The organism is Promicromonospora sp. NPDC019610, assembly GCF_044389365.1.
Taxonomy (GTDB): domain Bacteria; phylum Actinomycetota; class Actinomycetes; order Actinomycetales; family Cellulomonadaceae; genus Promicromonospora.
This window is the reverse complement of record NZ_JBIRXX010000001.1, coordinates 1,300,725-1,318,986: the sequence shown is the minus strand read 5'-3', so window position 1 is coordinate 1,318,986 and position 18,262 is coordinate 1,300,725. Positions and strand designations below refer to the sequence as shown.

Sequence of the window (18,262 nt, the reverse complement as noted above, 5' to 3'; positions counted from 1 at the left end):
CACCGTGAGTGCTTCGTCGCGGTGGCCGAGGGAGGCATGGCGCGGCCAGGGACCCTGGACGAGCTCACACCGGATCTGCGGCGGCGGGGAGAGCGGCCGCAGGCAGCCCGGCCGCGGTCAGCCCCGCGACGCTCCCGCGGATGACTACGGCGTGTCCTCTGCCCTGACCGGTCATCGTTCTCGTCCTCTCTGGTCCGTGCGGCGCCGGCGCTGCTCGCCGTACCCAGGACCACGCACGGCCACGACCCGTGAGCTCACGGGTCGACAGCTGCCGACGGGAACGGTAGTCACGCGGGAACGCCGCAGCCGAGGTGTTACAGGAGCGTAAGAACCCCACCGGGCGTCGCCGGGAACGCCGTCCTCGCAGCGCAACCCGGAGTTCTTACGTGCTGCAGGACTTCCCGTTCCGGAGTTCGGCCGCGCCCAGGTTCGGGCACGTCGGCGGCATGTGTGTCGCCTCCCGCATGGCGCCGGCCTCACCTCGGCGCACTTCCGGGCGAGCGAGTTCTTACGGTGTTGAAAGACTCCCCGACCTGGGGATCGGCCGTGTCTAGGTTCTGGGACGCCGGCGGCATGTTGGATGCCTCTCGCATGCCGCCGGCCCCAAACCGGGCGACCCCTCGCCGCCGCCGTCTCGAGAGTGAGAGACATGCGAATCCTGTTCAGTGCCGTGCCTGCGTACGGCCACGCCCTACCTCTGGTCCCGCTCATGCAGGCAGCGGTCGGCCTCGGCCACTCGGTCGGGATGCTGACGAGCGCCGGATTCCGGGCCGACCTCGGCGAGGAGCTTCCCGTGGAGGTGGAGCTCCTCGAAGCGGGCGCGATGCCGGGCGACTTCTCGGAGGACGCCGCCCGCCGCACCGGCGCCGACGTCTTTCATCCGACCCCGCCGGTCATCGGTGAGATCTTCGGCGGCTCCCGCGTCGACCTCGCGATCGACGAGAGCATCGAACGGACCGCCGCCTGGGGAGCGGAGCTGATCATCGCAGAGCCGTTCGACGCCGTCGGCCCGATCGTCGCGGCGCGGCTCGGCATCGACTGGCACCAGGCCGGCATAGGTCCGGCTGTGCCGGCGGTGATCGGCGACGAGATCCATCGTGTTGCCCTGGCCCGCTACGAGCGGCTCGGTCTCGAACCGGTAGCGGTGTCGAGCTATATCGACCCGTGCCCGCCGTTGCTGCAGGACCCGGACTGGTCTCCCACCACTGCGGTTCGGCCGGTCCGGCCGCAGGCGCACCGACGGTCGAAGGACGCCGACCTCGAGCTGTCCGGGCCGAACGACAAGCCGACGGTGCTGGTCACTCTGGGCACGATCTTCTCCGACCCGGACACGCTCGCCGCGACGGTGGCGGCCGTCGCGGATGCCGGAGTCAATGTGATCGCGACGATCGGCTCGTCCCTCAGGCACCCCACGGAGGGCCAGACGTTCTCGGAGCCGGACTCAGCGCGCGTGCAGTACGTGCCCTTCGTCCCGCTTGCCCAGCTGCTCGACCGGGTCGATCTCGTGGTCGGCGCTGGTGGCGTCGGTACCGTCCTGGGCACCCTGGTCCACGGTCTGCCCATGGTTCTCTGGCCGCAGGGCGCGGACCAGCCCATCAACGCCGCCCGCGCGGCCTCGTCCGGGGTGGCGGTCATCGCCGACTCGGCGGACGAGATCGCCGGGGCCGTCGCGGTCGTGCTCGGGAACGGCGCGTACCGCGAGCGGGCGCAGGCGATCGCCGACGAGATCGCCGTTCGTCCGGACCCCGCCACGGTGATCGCCGAGATCACGAACCCGTGGCCATAGTCCGACCTGGCTCCGAGTTGAACGGGTGACGACATCACACGCTCCTACCTCGCGTCCTGGGGAACGCCTACGCACGGCACGACCCGACTGGAGATCCACGACGTCGAAGGCGCTCGACAGGCCTATGACCTCGCTGAGATCCACGCGGGCCTCGTCGGCAGCCCGTTGGAGGTCGACATGTGGGACGCCGAGCTTCCACTGGATCGTCCCCTGATGGTGCAGTTCCTGGTGGGGCACCCCACCTTGACCCGGGTCCTGCTGCACCACGACGGCGTGGGGCACTACGCGGTCGGGAACAGTCGGACGGGCGATGGCGACGAGGTCCGTTTCGCGCGCCCCAGCGGTACCTTCACCGCTGAACCGGAGACGACGATCGCGTCTGCCCATGCACGCACGATCCTTGCCGACTTCGTTCGGACCGGTCGTGCGTCGGTCAGGGTCGCCTGGGCCGAGTTGTCGACGGACTGATCGGGTCCCCACGAGATGAGGGCACCGATGAGCCAGTGCACCACGCCCGAGCGCGAGCCGGTGCACGACCGTGCCCGGCCTCCCGTCCGGAAGGCGGCCTCGTGCCTGCTGAGGGTGCGCACCAGAACAACCTCTGCAGACTAGGCCCGCCGGGCACCGGCAGGCAGTGCGTGCTCCAGCAGGGCCTCGGCCGCGGCGCGCGCGTGACGACCATAGGCGGGATCGTCGAGCACCATCGCGCGGCTGACCGCCCCGTCCGAGAGGGTGACGAGCTGCTCGGCGAGCGACTCCGGCTCGTCGGCCCCGAGCTCGTCGAGCATGCCGGTCACCAGCGTGAGCATCTCCAGCTTCTGCTCCCGCGCGAGGGCGTGCACGCGGTCGGCGGGGTCCGGGTGCTCCGCCGCTGCCTGGATGAACGGGCAGCCCCGAACCGCGCCGTCCGACCTGGTTGGCACGACGAACAGCGCCAGGAGGCGGTCACGCGGCGGGAGATCGGTACGCCTCAGTGTGTCGAGCAGCGTGTACCCGGAGTGCAACAGGCCATCGAGCTGCGCCAGGACCAGCGCCTCCTTCGTCGGGAAGTGCGCGTACAAGGTCCGCTTGGAGACCGGGGCGGCTGCCGCGACATCCTCCATCGTGGTCGCTGTGATGCCCTGCCTCGCGAACAGGCTGCTGGCCGCGCTGAGCGCCCGCTCTCGTCCTCCTCGCCCGGCCCGGCGCACGGGTGTCTCGCTCACATCATGAACTATACGTCAGCGTTTACTTCGACGCGATGGTCTATTACGGTGGTTCAGGTAAACGTAGCCGTGTACTTAGGAGCATTGGTGGCAACCGTGTCCAGCGACCTCACCCGTACGGCCGAGCAGCTCATCCGCGGCCGACACGCGACCAGGGCGTTCCTGCCTGACCCTGTGCCGGCGGAGACGATCGAGGCAGTCTTCGATCTGGCCGGGGCCGCACCGTCGAACAGCAACGCGCAGCCCTGGCAGGTCGAGGTGGTCAGCGGGGCAGCGCGGGACGAGCTCGCCCAGGCACTCCTGGCCGCGGACCGCGCTGGTCGGCGCACCCTCGACCTGCCGCACAGCGAGGACATCTACACGCCCGTGCACCAGCGCCGACGTGCGGCTTTCGGTGAGGCCGTCTACGGGGCGCTCGGCATCGGACGCGACGCACACGACCTGCGCGCCGCGTACGACGCACGGAGCCTGAACTTCTACGATGCGCCGCACGTCGCCCTGCTGTACGCGCCAGGGTCGGGCAACCCACGCCTGACCGCCGACGTCGGCATGTATGCGCAGACGCTGCTGCTGGCCATGGAGGCCCACGGGGTCGCGAGCTGCCCGCAAGGGCTCCTGAGCTTCTACGCCGACACGGTGCGCGAGACGCTCGGCGTGACCGGCGGGAGGCTGCTGTTCGGCATCTCGTTCGGTTACGCCGACCCCGCAGCCCCGGTCAACACCGTGGCCGTCGGTCGCGCGCCGCTGCGCGAGACGACGCGCTTCCACCACTGACGACGCGCCCCGAGGACGCGCACCCCACGACCCTGGCGGGAGGTCCTGTCCTCGATCCCGAGCAAGTATCTTGCGGTTTCGTAAGATCTGCGGCATCCGCACGACCGGTAGCTACGCTCTCGACATGCCAGTTTTGCGCGGCTCGCTGTGGTCTGGTGTGTCCGGACTGCCGCGCGATGGCGACCCACCTCACCCTGGCGCTGGTACTGCCTCGCGGTCGGTGTCTCCGTCCCGCTGATCTTCGTCGTCGCCCTCGGGTCGGACGGGACCCTCGGCATCTGGCAGCGCCTCACCAACATCATCGGGTGGACCTGGCTGGCCGTGCTGGCACTGCGCGCACCCGCCACCGTCAGCAAGACACCCTCGACCGACCATGTCGAAAGGACACGCACATGACCACGCACCAGGAGACGCCCGTACCCGACGGAACGCAGCAGGAGCACACGAGCCGGTCCCGGCCGGACGGACCCGCACCGGCCCTGGCGCGCGCCCAGGCGCTCCTGGCCTCCCTCGTCCCCGGCGGCTCGGTGACACCCGTCGCCCCGGGGGCGGACGTCATCGACACCACCGTGCCGGTACCGATGCTGAACGGCCTGGTGCTGACCGCGGCGGGACATGAGCGTGCCGACCTGGACCGTGCGCTGGCGGACGCCGCCACGCGCCTGCCGACATGGTCGATGCAGGTCGTCGGGCACAGCCCGACCCGGGCCGAACGGTCGGTGGCCGCCGACCACGGTCTGCGCGAGCTCCGGCGCCCGACGATGGTCCGCTCGCTGGCGGACCTGCCCGAACCAGACGGTGCAGCGCTCTCCTCCGCGACCTTCCGGATGGTCCGGACGCCCGAGGACCGCGCCGCGTTCACGCGCGTGCTGGACGAGTCCTTCGGCACCGACGACAGCCACGGTAGGCCGTTCGTCACGGACGAGGTGCTCGCCCACCCCGCGGCCAGGGTCTACGTGGCGGTGGTCGACGGACAGGTCGCGGCCACCGGGCTCAGCTGGCTCGACGAGCAGGGCTGGCTCGGGATCTACTCGGGCGGCACGGTCCCGGCCCTGCGCCGGCGCGGCCTGGGCCGCGCGCTGCTGCTGCACCGCCTGGCAGAGGGCCGGCGCGCGGGCGCGCACACCGCCTACCTGCAGTCCAGCGCGATGGGCCGGTCGCTCCACGAGAAGCTGGGCTTCGTGGACAGCGGCGACGACGTCGTCTACTTCACTCGCTGACCGGCCACGGCGAAGTACGCTCCCAGACCACCCAGGAACGTGCCCGCCACCCGGTCGGCGACTGCCACGCTGCGTGGGTGGGGGTTGGGGCCGCTGGGACCGGCCGCACCGAACCTCACCTGCGCCGCCACGTAGCTCGCGGTGACCCAGGTGGGCGCAGCGAACAGCCGCGACCCCGGGGTGGGCGGGTGCCGGGATCCGCCTGAATGTTCTGGCCCCGGGACCGGTCCGGACTCCGCTCCTTGCCGAGGAACTCTCCCGTCCGACGGCAGGCCAAGGCGTTTCGGACCTACCCCCTTCCGGTTGGTGGGGGTGGGTGGCCCGGACCACCTGGCCGACGGGTGATGATGATGTTGTCTCCGGCTGCCGCGTACCTGGGCGGCGGTGTCATCACGGTGGACGGCGGCTCGGATGCCTGGTTCCGCGGGGGGAATGGCCGCGAGCGGTCCCTCTGTGGCCGCTGCCCGGCTGTCAGCGGCGCTACCGAAGGCTCGCCCGGAACCGCTGATCGGACCACACGCAGAGTGGACCGCCCGCGACCAGGTCGTACCACGTCGTCAGGACTCGCTGGAACCCGGCGGTCACATCGGCGGGGCCGAGTCCAGCGGGACCGCTTCGGTGGCCTGTACGCTGCGCCGTACCTGGCACCCGAGCTCCTCGTAGAGCCTCAGGGCGCTCGTGTTCGCCCCGACGACGTGCCCGAACGGCTCCTTCCCACGGCCACGCACATGGTCGGCGAGTGCCGCGACCAGCTTCGTCGCGTACCCACGACCACGCCAGTCCGGGTGCGTGCACACCGCGCTGACCTCGACCCAGTGGTCAGTCTGAAAGCGCTCACCGGCCATGGCCACCAGCCGCCCCTGCTTGCGGATCCCGAAGTACGTCCCGGTCTCCGCCGTCCGAGCGCCGAAAGGGCCCGGCTCAGCGACCGCAGCGAGCTCACGCATCTCTGGTATGTCCGTCGGGCCGAGGAGGCTGATGTCTTCCGCGGTCCAGGCCCGTGTCTTGAGGCCGACCATCTGGACTCCCTCGATCCGATGGAGGATCTTCCAGTCCGTCGGCAGATCAGCAGCGGGCCGGAAGATCAGACCAGGAACACCGCGCGTCAGCCGTGCCAGCCCTCGCCAGTCCTCTTCGTCCGCACCGTCCGGGACGGCCATGAACGGCGCGACCTCCGGGTGGAACCGCGCTGCGCGCCCGTCCCGCAGCGCGACGCCGCGGTGTGGTCCCATCAGTGAATGCAGTACCGGGTTGTCCAGCTCACGGTCGACGGTGGTGGTCATGGTCAGGCCCTTCTGCCTTCGCGGGGGTGTCGGGCTCGTGGGAAGCCCCTGCGTTCGACACTAGGTGTCCGCACCAGCAACTCGAAGACTCTTTCAGGAGCGTAAGAAGCGGTGGCCCCAGGTGCCCCGTCGCCGTGACCGCACGCACCATCGCGTCGGACGAGAGCCGCGAACCGGCATGGACCGCAGGAGCGTGAGCCGCTCTCCGGTGTGCTCCACGGCGACGCCGCCCGTGCGCAGCTCGAACCGTTCGCCACCGGCCTCGACCACGGCGCTGCCGCGCAGCAGCTCAATCAGTTGAGTTTCTGTTGTGGTGTTCACGTTCCACAAAACCTTCAGGCCCGGGAATCCAAGGATTCCCGGGCCTGATCTTGTAGCGGGGGCAGGATTTGAACCTGCGACCTCTGGGTTATGAGCCCAGCGAGCTACCGAGCTGCTCCACCCCGCGTCGGTGATCCCTACTTTACGCACCCCGAGCGACGAAGTGCAAACCGGGCTGCCCGGTCGAGACGCAGGTCACAGCCGGTCGAACCGATCCGGCCGTGGAACCATCGTCCCCATGACGACGGAGCTGAGCGATACCACCCTGTCCGCCGACCGGATCGTCCACCTCACCGACCAGCTTGCCGCACTACCCCACCTGCGCCCGGACCCCGGCACCAACGCGCTCTTCGGCGGCCTGGTGCAGGCGGTCCTCGCGACGCCCGACCGGCAGGCCCGGGACGTCCTGGCGCACCCCGAGGTCCACCGTCGCAAGGACGCCATCCGCGACCTCTCCGCGCGCGGCGAGACGGAGCTCGAGCACGCGTGGGCGGAGCACATCGCCGGCGCGCCCGACGCCCGCGCCGCCCTCGACGCGTTCCCCTACCTCGACAACTACCGCCGGCTCACGGCCCTGGAGGCCCGGCTGATCGCCCACGCGGGCGGCGGCACGCCGGGATCGGTCGCCGTCGTCGGGAGCGGACCGCTCCCCCTGAGCACCCTGGGCTACGCCGCCGCGCTCGACTCCCCCGTCGTCGGCCTGGACCGGGACGCCACGGCGGTGGCGCTGGCACGCCGGGTCGCGGCGTGCCTCGGCGCGACGACCGTCCGCTTCGAGCAGGCCGACGCCGCCGACGTGGGTCTCGCCGAGCACGACGTCGTGGTGCTCGCCGCGCTGGTGGGCGAGACGCCGTCGGCCAAGGCAGCGATCCTGCGCCGGATGGCCGACACCATGCAGCCCGGCGCGCTGCTGCTCGCGCGCAGCGCGCGGGGCGCGCGCACCCTGCTGTACCCGCCCGTCGACCTGGGGGCCATGCCGGGATTCGAGGTGCTGGAGGTGGTGCACCCCACCGACGACGTCATCAACTCGGTGGTGGTGGCCCGCCGCCTCGCCTCAAAGAGTCAGACCTGCAGGTCACCGAAGTGACCTGCAGGTCTGACGGGGGCGAGCGGGAGGATCAGCCCTGCTGGGCCTCCTCCGCCGCGATCGCGTCCTCCAGTGCCTTCTGCAGCCGGTCCTGCGCCTCGCCGTAGGCGGCCCAGTCGCCGTCGCGCTGGGCGGCGTTGGCGTCCTCCATGGCGGCGCGAGCGTCCTGCAGCGCGGCGTCCAGCTCGGACGACGGCGCCTCGGTGCTGTCCGGCGTGGACTCGCCGCTGGGCTCCTGGCTGGGCTCCTGCGTCGGCTCGGTGCCCGTGTCGCCCTCGCCCGTGGGCGGGGCGGTCGGCGCCTCGTCCTCGGCCGCCGCACCGGCGTCGCCGGCCTGGGCACCCGAGTCGCCGCCGAACACCTGGTCCAGCGCCTCGTCGAGCGTGTCGGCGAACCCGATGTCGTCACCGAACGCCACGAGCACCTTGCGCAGCAGCGGGAACTGCGTGCCGCCGGTCGACTGGATGTAGACCGGCTGCACGTACAGCAGACCGCCGCCGACCGGCAGGGTGAGCTGGTTGCCCCGGCGCACCGTGGACGCGCCGATCTGCAGGATGTTCAGCTGCTCGGAGATCGTCGGGTTCGAGTCGAAGTTGTTCTGCACCTGACCCGGTCCGGGGACAGTCGTGTCCCGTGGGAGCTCCAGCAGGCGTAGCTTCCCGTAGTCCTCGGCCTTGGTACCCGCCTCGTTGCCCGCGTCGGCGTCCACCGCGAGGAACCCGGTGAGCACCTCGCGGTCGGTGTTACCGCCCGGGATGAACGTCGACGTCAGCGAGAACGTGGACTCGTCCTGGCCCGGCATCTGCAGCGTCAGGTAGTACGGCGGCTGCAGCGGGGCGGTGGTCGCCTCCGACGTCGGGTCCGTCGGGTTGTTCCAGAAGTCCTGGCCCGAGAAGAACTCGGCGGAGTCGGTCACGTGGTACTGGCTGAGCAGGGTGCGCTGCACCTTGAACAGGTCCTCCGGGTACCGCAGGTGGCTCATGAGGTCGCCGGAGATCTCGTCCATCGGCTTCACGGACCCCGGGAAGACATTGCTCCACGCCTTCAGGATGGGGTCGTCGGCGTCCCACGCGTACAGGTCGACCGAGCCGTCGTAGGCGTCGACCGTGGCCTTCACCGAGTTCCGGATGTAGTTGACCTCCTCCGGCAGCTCGACGGGGGCGCCGGCCTGCTGGGTGAGCGTGTCCGCCACCGCCTCGTCGAGCGGGGTCGAGGTCGAGTACGGGACGGCGTCGCTCGTGGTGTACGCGTCGACGATCCACTTCACGCGGCCGTCCACGACCGCCGGGTAGACCCGGTTGTCGAGCGTGAGCCACGGGGCGACCTTGCTGACGCGCTGCTGCGGGTCCCGGTCGTAGAGAATCTGCGACTCGCTCGTGACCCGGTCGGAGAACAGCAGCTGCTCCTCGCCGAACTTCAGCGCGTACAGCAGCTTGCTGCCGAACGAGCCGACGTCGGGCCCGGCGTCACCGGTGAACGTGGTGTTGACCTGGCCGCCGTCGTCCGCGTCGTCGGCCTGGTAGTCGAGCTCCCACGCCTTGGTGCCCTCGGGCGCGCCCACGATCGAGTAGGTGGTGGTGCTCGGGCTGAAGTAGATGCGCGGCTCGTACTCGCCCTCGAGGTCGCTGATCGCGCCCTGGGACGGGATGCCGCCCTCGAAGAAGGCCGGGCGTCCGTCCGGGCCCGGCTGGTTGCCGTACGCGGCGACAACGCCGTAGCCGTGCGTGTACACGGTGTGGTCGTTGACCCAGTTGCGCTGGTCCTGGCCCAGACCGTCGAGGTTCAGCTCGCGCACCGCGATCACGGTGTCGCGGGACTCGCCGTCGATCTCGTACTTGTCGACCGACAGGGAGTCGTTGAAGTTGTAGTACTGCTTGTTCTGCTGGAGCTGGCGGAACGACGGCGAGACGATCTGCGGGTCCAGCAGGCGGATCGACGCGGCGGTGTCCGCGTCCGAGCGCAGGGCACCCTCCTCCGCCTCGGTCGTGGCGTCGTACGGTTCCTTCTCGACGTCGTCGATACCGAAGGCCGAGAGGGTCGCGTCGATGTTGCGCTGGATGTACTCGCTCTCCAGCTCCTGCGCGTTCGGGTTCACCTGGAAGCGCTGGACGACGGCGGGGTAGATGCCGCCGATCGCGATGGCGGACACGACCATGAGGCCGACGCCGATCGCCGGCAGGCGCCAGTCGCCGCGGAACGCGGTGACGACGAACAGCGCGGCGACGAAGATCGCGACCACCGTGAGGATGCCCTTGGCGGGGATCACGGCGTGCACGTCGGAGTACGAGGCGCCGTCGAACCGGTCGCCCGCGTTGGTCAGGATCGAGTAGCGGTCCAGCCAGTAGTTGGCACCGATCAGCAGCAGCAGCACCGCGCCGATGACGGCCAGGTGGATGCGCGCCGCGGGGGTGGTGCGGGGGCCGCCGGCGGCGGCCGGGCCGACCCGGAGCCCGCCGTACAGGTAGTGCGTGATCACCCCGGCGATGCCGGCGATCACCACCACGGAGATGAGGAACCCGACGCCGAACCGCAGCGCGGGGAGCAGGAAGACGAAGAACCCGAGGTCCATGCCGAACTGCGGGTCCGTCTCACCGAAGGGCTCGCTGTTGAACGCCAGGAGGACGGTGCGCCACTGCGCCGACGCCGCGACGCCCGCGAAGAAGCCGATCAGTACCGGGGCCGCGATCATCACGACCCGGCGGAGCGGCTCGACCGCCTCGCGGTACTGGTCGAGCGTGGCCTGCTCGGGGGTGCTCGGCGCGTACACGGGGCGCGAGCGGTAGGCCGCGGTGAACGACCAGAACACTGCGCCGGCCATGACCAGGAAGCCGACGGCGAACAGCGCGCCGCGCATCCCCCACTCGGTCCAGATCACCCGGGAGAACCCGAGCTGCCCGAACCACATGACCTCGGTCCAGAACTGCGCTAGGAGAAGCAGGGCCGCGACGACGACGGCGACCGCGACGACCGCCACCCCCAGGGGACTGCGTCGTCGGGCTCGGGGTGCGCCGCCGGATGGGCGACGAGGTGCTGCGGCGAAGGACACTTCTGCGTTACCTCACGTCATGAATGGTTGGGCCGTACGCAGGTGGAACGGCCAGGCTCTGGTCAAGGTTCCCACCACAAGGTTCCCACATCCTCCAGATGTGCAACACGCGGTCAACGCCCGGGATCCCGCCCGCGAGCGTCAGGAGCACGTCGGCAGGTCGGCTCCCTCACCACGCCCGATCTGCTCGACGGCGTCGCGCGCCTCGGCCAGCGTCGCCACCTTCACCACACGCAGCCCGTCGGGCACGTTGCCCACCACCTGGTCGCAGTTGTCCGCCGGTGCGAGGAACCACTCGGCGTCGTCCCGGACGGCGCCGTACAGCTTCTGCTCGATGCCGCCGATGGGACCCACGGTGCCCTCCGGGCTCATGGTCCCGGTGCCCGCGATGATCTCGCCGTTGGCCTCGTCCTCAGGGGTGAGCTTGTCGATGATGCCGAGCGCGAACATGGTGCCCGCGCTCGGTCCGCCGATGTCCTCGATCTCGATGGAGACGTCCACGGGGAAGTCGTAGTGCGGGTCGATGAAGACGCCGAGCACGGCCCGCTGACCGTTGTCGGCGGTCGTGACGGTGACGTCCATGGTGCGCTTGCCCCGCTGCACGCCGAGCGTCACGTCGTCCCCCGGGGTCGTCCCGGCGAGGCCGTCGATGAGGTCGGCGTAGGTACCCACGGGCTCACCCTGGAACTCCGTGATGACGTCGCCCTCCTTGAGCTTGCCCTCGGCCCCGGACCCGGGCTCCGTGCCGGCGACGTCCAGCACGGCGGGCACGTCGTAGCCGAGCTCCGTCAGCGCCGCGGCCGTGGCCGACTCCTGCGACGAGACCATCTCGGCCTGGCTGACCTCCTGCTGCTCCTCCTTGGTCGTCGCCTCCGGGAAGATCGCCTCGACCGGGAGCACCGAGCGCCGCGGGTCCAGCCAGCCCTGGATCACCTGGCCGGCCATCATCGGGTAGCCCGGCCCGCCCAGCACGGACACCGTGGTCAGGCGCAGCTGCCCCGTGGACTCGTACGTGCGGGCGCCCTCGATCTGGATGAGGTTGCGCTCCAGGGTGTCCTCGGTGGGCCCCGGCGAACGCATCGCGTAGGGCGTGGGCACGACCAGGGCCAGCGCGGCCAGAACGGCCGTGAGCAGCAAGGACACCCCCAGAGTGACCGTGCGGCGCGTGATCGGCGCGGGGCTGTCCACCGCCTGGTCGAACGGTGACGGCTCGGGTTGCGGAGCGTGCTGGAGGTCGCGCATGTCGGTCACCGGCCCATCATTCCTCACTTGCCTGGGGGTTCCGTGAATCGCGCCCGAGGACGGCCCCGTAGGCAAAGTTTTTCCACTTGAACGGTGTGTTATACCCCACCTTGACGCCGATAACCGGTACGGTCGTGCCGTGGCCCACGACGCCCTGACGTCCGTGGAGGTGCGCCGGAGCCGCCGTCGCACCGCCACGGTGAGCGCATACCGCGACGGTGGACGGACCATCGTCGCCATTCCTGCGCGCTTCTCTCGGGCTCAGGAACGAGAGTGGGTGGCGAAGATGGTGGCCCGGCTCGAGGACAAGGAGCGGCGGCGCCGCCCGTCCGACCAGGAGCTCATGGACCGCGCGGGCGAGCTCTCCGCCAAGTACCTCGGCGGCAGGGCCCGGCCCTCCAGCGTCCGGTGGTCGGCCAACCAGGGCAGGCGCTGGGGATCCTGCACGCTGCTGGACGGCTCCATCCGGATCTCCACCCGGCTGCAGGGCATGCCGTCCTGGGTGCTCGACTACGTGTTGCTGCACGAGCTGGCGCACCTCCTGCATGCCGGCCACGGCCCCGAGTTCTGGAAGATCCTCGAGGTCTACCCCCGGACGGACCGCGCGCGCGGCTTCCTGGAGGGCGCCTCGTTCACGCAGGACGACAACGGCCAGGCCACCCCGGACGACGAGGAGGACTGAGCTACTTGTCCGCCTCGCCCGGGCCCTGCTCCTCGCGCGGGCCCTGCTCCTCCTCGCCGAAGATCTCCTTGAGCGCCGCGTCCACGTCGGCGTGCTCGTTCTCCGCCGCCTCGCGACGCACCAGGTAGCCCGACGGGTCGTCCAGGTCCTCGGTGCCGGGCAGCAGGTCCGGGTGGTCCCACACGGCGTCCCGCCCGGCGGTCCCCTGGGCGCGGGCCACGATCGCGAACAGGGTCGCGGCGTCACGCGACCGGCGCGGCCGCAGCTCCAGGCCCACCAGGGTCGAGAACGTCTGCTCGGCAGGGCCACCCGCGGCCCGGCGCCGGCGGATCATCTCGCGCAGCGGGATGGCGTGCGGCAGGTGCGGCAGCGCGGCCATGGCGCTGACCTCGTCCACCCAGCCCTCGACCAGCGCGAGCGTCGTCTCCAGGTTGAGGAGCACGGCCTTCTGCTCGTCCGTGTTCTGCAGGCCGAAGACCCCGCCCGACAGCGCGCTGCGCAGCGCGTCCGAGTCGGCGAGGTCGATGTCGCGCACCTGGGCCTCGAGCGCGTCGAGGTCGATGGTGATGCCGCGCGCGTACCGCTCCACGATCGACAGCAGGTGCGAGCGCAGCCACGGGACGTGGGTGAACAGGCGCGCGTGCGCCGCCTCGCGCACGGCGAGGAACTGCCGTACCTCCTCGAGCGGGGCGTCCAGGCCGTCGGCGAACTCGGCCACGTTGGTGGGCAGCAGCACGGTGTCGGGGCTGTCGAGCAGCGGCAGGCCGACGTCGGTGGCGCCGAACACCTCGCGCGAGAGCGTGCCCGCGGCCTGCCCCACCTGCATGCCGAACACGGCCGAGCCGAGGCGGCGCATCATCTGGGCCGGGTCGATGGAGCCGCCCAGGCCGTGCAGCACGCCGGCCGGCATGCCCGGCACGGCCTCGCCGTCGTCCACGCCGTCGGGGAGCTGGTCGCGCAGCACCGTGGCGAGCGCCTCCGAGACGGAGGACGCCACGGGCGCGGCCAGCTCGTTCCACACCGGGAGCGTGGCCTCGACCCACTCGGACCGGTTCCACGCGCGCCGGGTGCCGCCCGCGGGCGGGAGGTCGGTCACGGCGTCGAGCCAGAGCTCGGCCACCCCGAGCGCGTCGGTGGCGTCCTTGGCCTGCTTGCCGGTCAGGGACGGGTCGCCCTCGCTGACCGCGACCTGCCGCGCGACGTCGTGCGCGACGTCCGCGTTGACCGGTCCGGCGCCCTCGGCCGAGAGCATCTTCTGCACCTGGGCCAGGGCGTACTGCATCATCACCGGGTCCGGCGCACCGCCGAGCGCGGTCGGGTCGATGCCGCGCTCGCGCATCTCGGCCATCACTTCGTCTGCGCCGTCGCCGAGCATGGAGCGCAGCATCTCCTCCCACGACTGCGGAGTATCGCCGGGCTGGTGCTGGTCGCTCATAGTGTTCACCGTAACCGGGTCGGCAAGGGTTGCGCCGTCCATTTGGCTCTGGGCGCAGCCGGGAACTTCCGGACCGCCCGATGCTTTGGATATGCCTCCGGGCCTGTGGACAACGGCCCCGGCGCGCCGCCGTCAGGCATCGTGGTGGGCATGAAGAAGCGCACCCCCGCCCTGCGGCTCCGGCCCGGCACCCCCGTGCTCACCCGCGGCGGTGGCCAGGTGCAGTGCGGCTCGGACCCGCGCTGGTCGTTCGTGCTGTCCGGGCTCGCGCCGGCCGAGGAGTCCTGGCTGGAGGAGATCGCGGAGCGCCGGCACGTGACCGTCGAGCAGTCGGCCGCGCGGTGCGGCGTGGGGGTCGAGCGGCGCGACGAGATCATGGCCGCCCTGTCGCGGGCGGGGGTGCTCGTCCCGGTCCCCGGCGCCGTCGGCGTGGTGACCGCCCCGGCGGACGGGGCGGCGGACGCGACGGCGCTCGGCATGCTGCGGCCCGACGGCGCCGGGCTCGCGACGCTCGCGGAGCGCGCGGGACGGGTCGTCGGGATCGTCGGGCTCGGCCGGCTGGGGACGGCGGTCGCGCTGCACCTCGCGACGGCGGGGGTGGGCGGCCTCGTGCTGAGCGACCCGCTGCCGGTGCAGACCACCGACGTCGGGCTGGGCGGCCTACGGGCGTCCGACGTGGGCGAGGCGCGCGACCTGGCGGTCCAGGCCCTGCTCGCGGAACGCTCGCCGCGGGTCGCGGTCCGGGTGGACGACGACGCCGGGCCGGACCCGGCGGCCCTCGACGTCGTCGTGGTCACCGAGCCCCATGCCGCGCACCCGGCGCGGTACCAGCGGCTGCTGGGCCTCGGGGTGCCGCACCTGCCGGTCGTGGTGCGCGAGGCCGACGTCGTGGTGGGCCCCCTGGTGCGGCCGGGGCGGTCGGCCTGCGTGAGCTGCGTGGACCTCGCCCACGCGGACGCCGACCGGGAATGGCCGGCACTGGCGGCCCAGCTCCGCAAGACGCCGGAGCCGACGCACGAGGCGACCCTCGCCGCCGTGGCAGCGGCGACGGCCGCGGGCCAGGTGCTCGCCCAGCTGGACGGGCACCGGCCGGCGGCCGTCGGTGCGTGCCTGGAGATCTCGCTCCCGGCAGGGATCCCCCGCGCCCGGCCGGCGGAGCCGCACCCGCGGTGCGGGTGCGTGGTCCTGCCGGTCCGGGCGGCCTGACCCGCGGGTCATGCGGCTGCGACGTTCTCCGACTTGCGGGGCCGGCCGCGACCGCGCTTGCGGGCCACGACGGCGCCGTCCACGAAGACCTCGCCGCCCCAGACGCCCCACGGCTCGTTGCGGTCGAGGGCGCCCGCGAGGCAGCCCTCGATGAGGGGGCACGTGCGGCAGAGGGCCTTGGCCTGCTCCACCTGCGTGCTGTGCTCGGCGAACCACAGCTCCGGGTCGTTGGTACGGCACGGCAGCAGTGTGTCCATGAGCCGGTTGAACTCCGCCGAGTCCGAACCGGTCCCGCTCGTGGCGGGGTGTTGAGGCGGGTCCCAGGGGCCCGAGCCGCCCTGGGGAAGAGTGTCGAGGAGCGCAGTGAGGCGCACGGTTGTCTCCTGTGTCCTGAAGGAACGTCGTCGATGAACGTTGGTGGTGCAGGACCCAGGGGCTAGATCCTTGCCGGGCCGGCCGAGGTGGGGCCGGATCTCCGGGCAAGAATGAAGGCCGCGGGTCCTAGGTGGACTCCGCGGCCTGGAACTCTTCGGTCGTCAGACCGGTGAGTCTCCTGGAGATGCGGAGTCGGGTGCGAGAGCGGACGGCTTGACGCCTCCGCGGTGAGTGCGCGCGCGGAAAGGCAGAGCTGCGCCAGTGGCCGGGACGGGCTCGTAGCCGAGCACGTGCTTGCACACCTGCAGATCCGTCTGCGGAATCATGTTCATCTCCAATGCACCCACCTCCTCACTCGAATCCGGGCCAGATCTCTCGATCTCGCCCACTGCTGTCAGGGACATGTGAACACTATGCCGGGCCGCCGTGGCGAGCCAACTCTTTTTCCAAACTTTCTTGAGAAGTTTTTCGGACCACCCCGGGAGGGGTCCGAAACCGCTCAAGAAGCCGGTGCGTTCGCCACGATCGCGAGGATCGTGGGGCCGTACCTGTCGATCTTCGCAGGACCGATCCCGTTCACGCGAGCAAGTTCGGCCGTGCCCGAAGGTCGGATCTCCGCGATGGCCGCCAGGGTCGCGTCCGTGAGCACCGTGTAGGCGGGCTTGTCCGTCTCCTGAGCCACCTCCCGCCGCCACTCGCGCAGGGCGTCGAACAGCGCGGTGTCACGCTCGTCGGTGAGCAGGGCCCGGGCCTGCCCCTTCGGCGCCGTCCGGGCGCGGGGCGCGCGCGGCTCGTCCGGCCAGAGCCCGTCGAGGAACCGCGTGCGCTTGCGCGTGGCCCGCCCGCCCGGGTTGCGCGAACGGGCGAACGACACCTCCAGGTGCTCGCGGGCCCGCGTGATCCCCACGTACAGCAGCCGGCGCTCCTCGTGCACCGCGTCGTCCGTCTCCGCCAGCGAGATGGGCATGAGGCCCTCGCTCATCCCGGCGAGGAACACCGCGTCCCACTCCAGGCCCTTCGCCGCGTGCAGCGAGGCGAGCGTGACGCCCTCGACCGTCGGCGCGTGCTGCGCGGCGGCCCGCTCGTCGAGCTCGGCCACGAGCGCGGACACGGTCGCGGGGCTGTCCGGCGTCGCGGCCGCCGCCAGGTCGTCGGCGAGCGAGACGAGCGCCTGCATCGCGTCCCAGCGCTCCCGCGCCGCGCCGCGCGACGACGGCGGCTGGTCGGCCCACCCGGCGGCGGCGAGGATGTCGCGCACCTGGTCCGGCATGGACGCCGCCGGGTCGGCCGAGCGGGCCGCGCCCCGGAGCAGCACCAGCGCGTCCCGCACCTCCTTGCGCTGGAAGAACCGCTGACCGCCGCGCACGAGGTAGCCCACACCGGCGTCGGCGAACGCGGCCTCGAACGCCTCCGACTGCGCGTTGGTGCGATAGAGCACGGCGATCTCGCTGGGCTTCACGCCCGACGCGACCAGCCGCGCGGCCCGGGCGGCGATGCCCTTCGCCTCGGCCTCGTCGTCGTCGTACGCCGTGAAGGCGACCGCCGGACCCGGCTCGCGCTGCGCGATGAGCTCCAGCGCCTGGTGCGCGCCGCCCGCCCGGCCCGCCCGCTTGAGCACCTCGTTGGCGAGGTTCACCACCTGGGGCGTGGAGCGGTAGTCGCGGACGAGCCGCACCTCCTGCGCCTCCGGGAAGGTGCGCCGGAAGTCGAGGAGGTGGCGCGGGGTGGCGCCGGTGAACGAGTAGATGGTCTGCGACGGGTCGCCCACGACGCACAGCTCCCTGCGCCCACCCAGCCACTGGTCCAGCAGGAACTGTTGCAGGGGCGAGACGTCCTGGTACTCGTCGACCACGAAGTGCCGGTACTGCGAGCGCACCTCGTCCGCCACGATCTTGTGGCTGTTGAGCATGTCGGCGAGCATCAGCAGGACGTCCTCGAAGTCGATGAGCTCACGCTCCGTCTTCACGTCCTCGTAGGCGGTGATGAGGCGGGCCACGGCCTGGGCGTCGTAGCCCGAGGGCGCCTCGCGGCCCGTCCGGTACGCCGCCTTCTCGTAGTCGTCCGCGGCCACCAGCGAGACCTTGGCCCACTCCACCTCGCTGCTCAGGTCGCGGACGGCGACGCGGTCGACGCTCAGGCCGACGCGCCGCGCGGCCTCGGCGATGATCGGTGCCTTGAACTCCTGCAGCCGCGGCGGGGCGCCGCCCACCACCCGCGGCCAGAAGTAGCCGAGCTGCCGCAGCGCCGCGGAGTGGAACGTCCGGGCCTGCACCCCCTGGACCCCGAGCCCCCGCAGCCGGGTGCGCATCTCCCCCGCGGCGCGGGCCGTGAACGTCACCGCCAGCACGCTGGTCGGCTTGTACGCGCCGATGCGGACGCCGTACGCGATGCGGTGGGTGATGGCGCGGGTCTTGCCCGTACCCGCTCCGGCCAGCACGACCACGGGCCCGTTGAGCGCGAGCGCGACCTCACGCTGCTCGGGATCGAGGGCGGTCAGGATCGCGTCGGGGCTCATCGGTCCAGGATGATTCGAACCGTCGGCGGAGTTGGTCTGGGTGAGCATCGTCTGCGATTCTCGCAGCAACCACCGACAAGGAGAA

15 protein-coding genes and 1 tRNA gene are annotated in these 18,262 nt (G+C 71.5%); 7 read left to right on the top strand and 9 right to left on the bottom strand.

Features of this window, described 5'->3' with window-relative positions; all coding sequences use genetic code 11:
- The first annotated feature begins 649 nt into the window (after nucleotides 1-649).
- On the top strand, nucleotides 650-1,786 hold the full coding sequence (locus tag ACH45N_RS05780) for a glycosyltransferase (RefSeq protein WP_397392000.1): 1,137 nt from the start codon (nucleotides 650-652) through the stop codon (nucleotides 1,784-1,786).
- Between the two features lie 177 nt (nucleotides 1,787-1,963).
- Nucleotides 1,964-2,254 carry a hypothetical protein gene (locus ACH45N_RS05775; protein WP_397391998.1) on the top strand — a complete coding sequence of 97 codons (291 nt, stop codon included), beginning with the start codon at nucleotides 1,964-1,966 and terminating at the stop codon, nucleotides 2,252-2,254.
- Between the two features lie 140 nt (nucleotides 2,255-2,394).
- Here ACH45N_RS05775 and ACH45N_RS05770 read toward each other — a convergent pair whose 3' ends face one another.
- A complete protein-coding gene (locus ACH45N_RS05770; RefSeq protein WP_397391996.1) occupies nucleotides 2,395-2,991 on the bottom strand; it encodes a TetR/AcrR family transcriptional regulator in 597 nt (198 codons plus the stop codon).
- Nucleotides 2,992-3,078: 87 nt separating this feature from the next.
- On the opposite strand from ACH45N_RS05770, the gene ACH45N_RS05765 reads away from it, so the two are divergent.
- Complete coding sequence (locus tag ACH45N_RS05765) at nucleotides 3,079-3,765, top strand: nitroreductase (RefSeq protein ID WP_397391994.1); 687 nt, start codon at nucleotides 3,079-3,081, stop codon at nucleotides 3,763-3,765.
- 392 nt (nucleotides 3,766-4,157) lie between these two features.
- The gene (locus ACH45N_RS05760) at nucleotides 4,158-4,985 is read left to right on the top strand and encodes a GNAT family N-acetyltransferase (protein WP_397391992.1); all 828 of its coding nucleotides are present in this window, start codon (nucleotides 4,158-4,160) and stop codon (nucleotides 4,983-4,985) included.
- A gap of 581 nt (nucleotides 4,986-5,566) precedes the next feature.
- Here the strand turns inward: ACH45N_RS05760 and ACH45N_RS05755 are convergent.
- The 3 genes from ACH45N_RS05755 to ACH45N_RS05745 form a co-directional block, all read right to left on the bottom strand.
- Nucleotides 5,567-6,268: a GNAT family N-acetyltransferase gene (locus ACH45N_RS05755; protein ID WP_397391990.1), complete on the bottom strand. Its 702-nt coding sequence runs from the start codon at nucleotides 6,266-6,268 to the stop codon at nucleotides 5,567-5,569.
- Nucleotides 6,269-6,361: 93 nt separating this feature from the next.
- Nucleotides 6,362-6,589, bottom strand: coding sequence for a hypothetical protein (locus ACH45N_RS05750; RefSeq protein WP_397391988.1), 228 nt, complete (start codon nucleotides 6,587-6,589; stop codon nucleotides 6,362-6,364).
- 53 nt (nucleotides 6,590-6,642) lie between these two features.
- Nucleotides 6,643-6,716, bottom strand: a tRNA-Met gene (locus tag ACH45N_RS05745).
- A 111-nt stretch (nucleotides 6,717-6,827) separates the two neighbouring features.
- Here ACH45N_RS05745 and ACH45N_RS05740 point away from each other — a divergent pair.
- Nucleotides 6,828-7,676: a nicotianamine synthase family protein gene (locus tag ACH45N_RS05740; protein ID WP_397391986.1), complete on the top strand. Its 849-nt coding sequence runs from the start codon at nucleotides 6,828-6,830 to the stop codon at nucleotides 7,674-7,676.
- 31 nt (nucleotides 7,677-7,707) lie between these two features.
- On the opposite strand, the gene ACH45N_RS05735 is transcribed toward ACH45N_RS05740, so the two are convergent.
- Both ACH45N_RS05735 and ACH45N_RS05730 read right to left on the bottom strand, forming a co-directional pair.
- Complete coding sequence (locus ACH45N_RS05735) at nucleotides 7,708-10,722, bottom strand: UPF0182 family protein (protein WP_397391984.1); 3,015 nt, start codon at nucleotides 10,720-10,722, stop codon at nucleotides 7,708-7,710.
- 141 nt (nucleotides 10,723-10,863) lie between these two features.
- A complete protein-coding gene (locus ACH45N_RS05730; protein ID WP_397393803.1) occupies nucleotides 10,864-11,964 on the bottom strand; it encodes a PDZ domain-containing protein in 1,101 nt (366 codons plus the stop codon).
- A gap of 139 nt (nucleotides 11,965-12,103) precedes the next feature.
- Between ACH45N_RS05730 and ACH45N_RS05725 the strand changes: the two genes are divergently transcribed.
- Complete coding sequence (locus tag ACH45N_RS05725; protein ID WP_285103261.1) at nucleotides 12,104-12,646, top strand: SprT-like domain-containing protein; 543 nt, start codon at nucleotides 12,104-12,106, stop codon at nucleotides 12,644-12,646.
- Nucleotide 12,647: 1 nt separating this feature from the next.
- Here ACH45N_RS05725 and ACH45N_RS05720 read toward each other — a convergent pair whose 3' ends face one another.
- Nucleotides 12,648-14,081 (bottom strand): zinc-dependent metalloprotease, encoded by a 1,434-nt coding sequence (locus ACH45N_RS05720; protein WP_397391981.1) that lies wholly within the window; start codon nucleotides 14,079-14,081, stop codon nucleotides 12,648-12,650.
- A 150-nt stretch (nucleotides 14,082-14,231) separates the two neighbouring features.
- Here ACH45N_RS05720 and ACH45N_RS05715 point away from each other — a divergent pair, with 150 nt between their 5' ends.
- Complete coding sequence (locus ACH45N_RS05715; RefSeq protein ID WP_397391979.1) at nucleotides 14,232-15,287, top strand: ThiF family adenylyltransferase; 1,056 nt, start codon at nucleotides 14,232-14,234, stop codon at nucleotides 15,285-15,287.
- An 8-nt stretch (nucleotides 15,288-15,295) separates the two neighbouring features.
- Here the strand turns inward: ACH45N_RS05715 and ACH45N_RS05710 are convergent, their stop codons facing one another.
- Nucleotides 15,296-15,661 (bottom strand): WhiB family transcriptional regulator, encoded by a 366-nt coding sequence (locus tag ACH45N_RS05710; protein WP_285103255.1) that lies wholly within the window; start codon nucleotides 15,659-15,661, stop codon nucleotides 15,296-15,298.
- Nucleotides 15,662-16,161: 500 nt separating this feature from the next.
- On the bottom strand, nucleotides 16,162-18,177 hold the full coding sequence (locus ACH45N_RS05705; RefSeq protein ID WP_397391977.1) for an ATP-dependent helicase: 2,016 nt from the start codon (nucleotides 18,175-18,177) through the stop codon (nucleotides 16,162-16,164).
- Nucleotides 18,178-18,262: the final 85 nt, after the last annotated feature.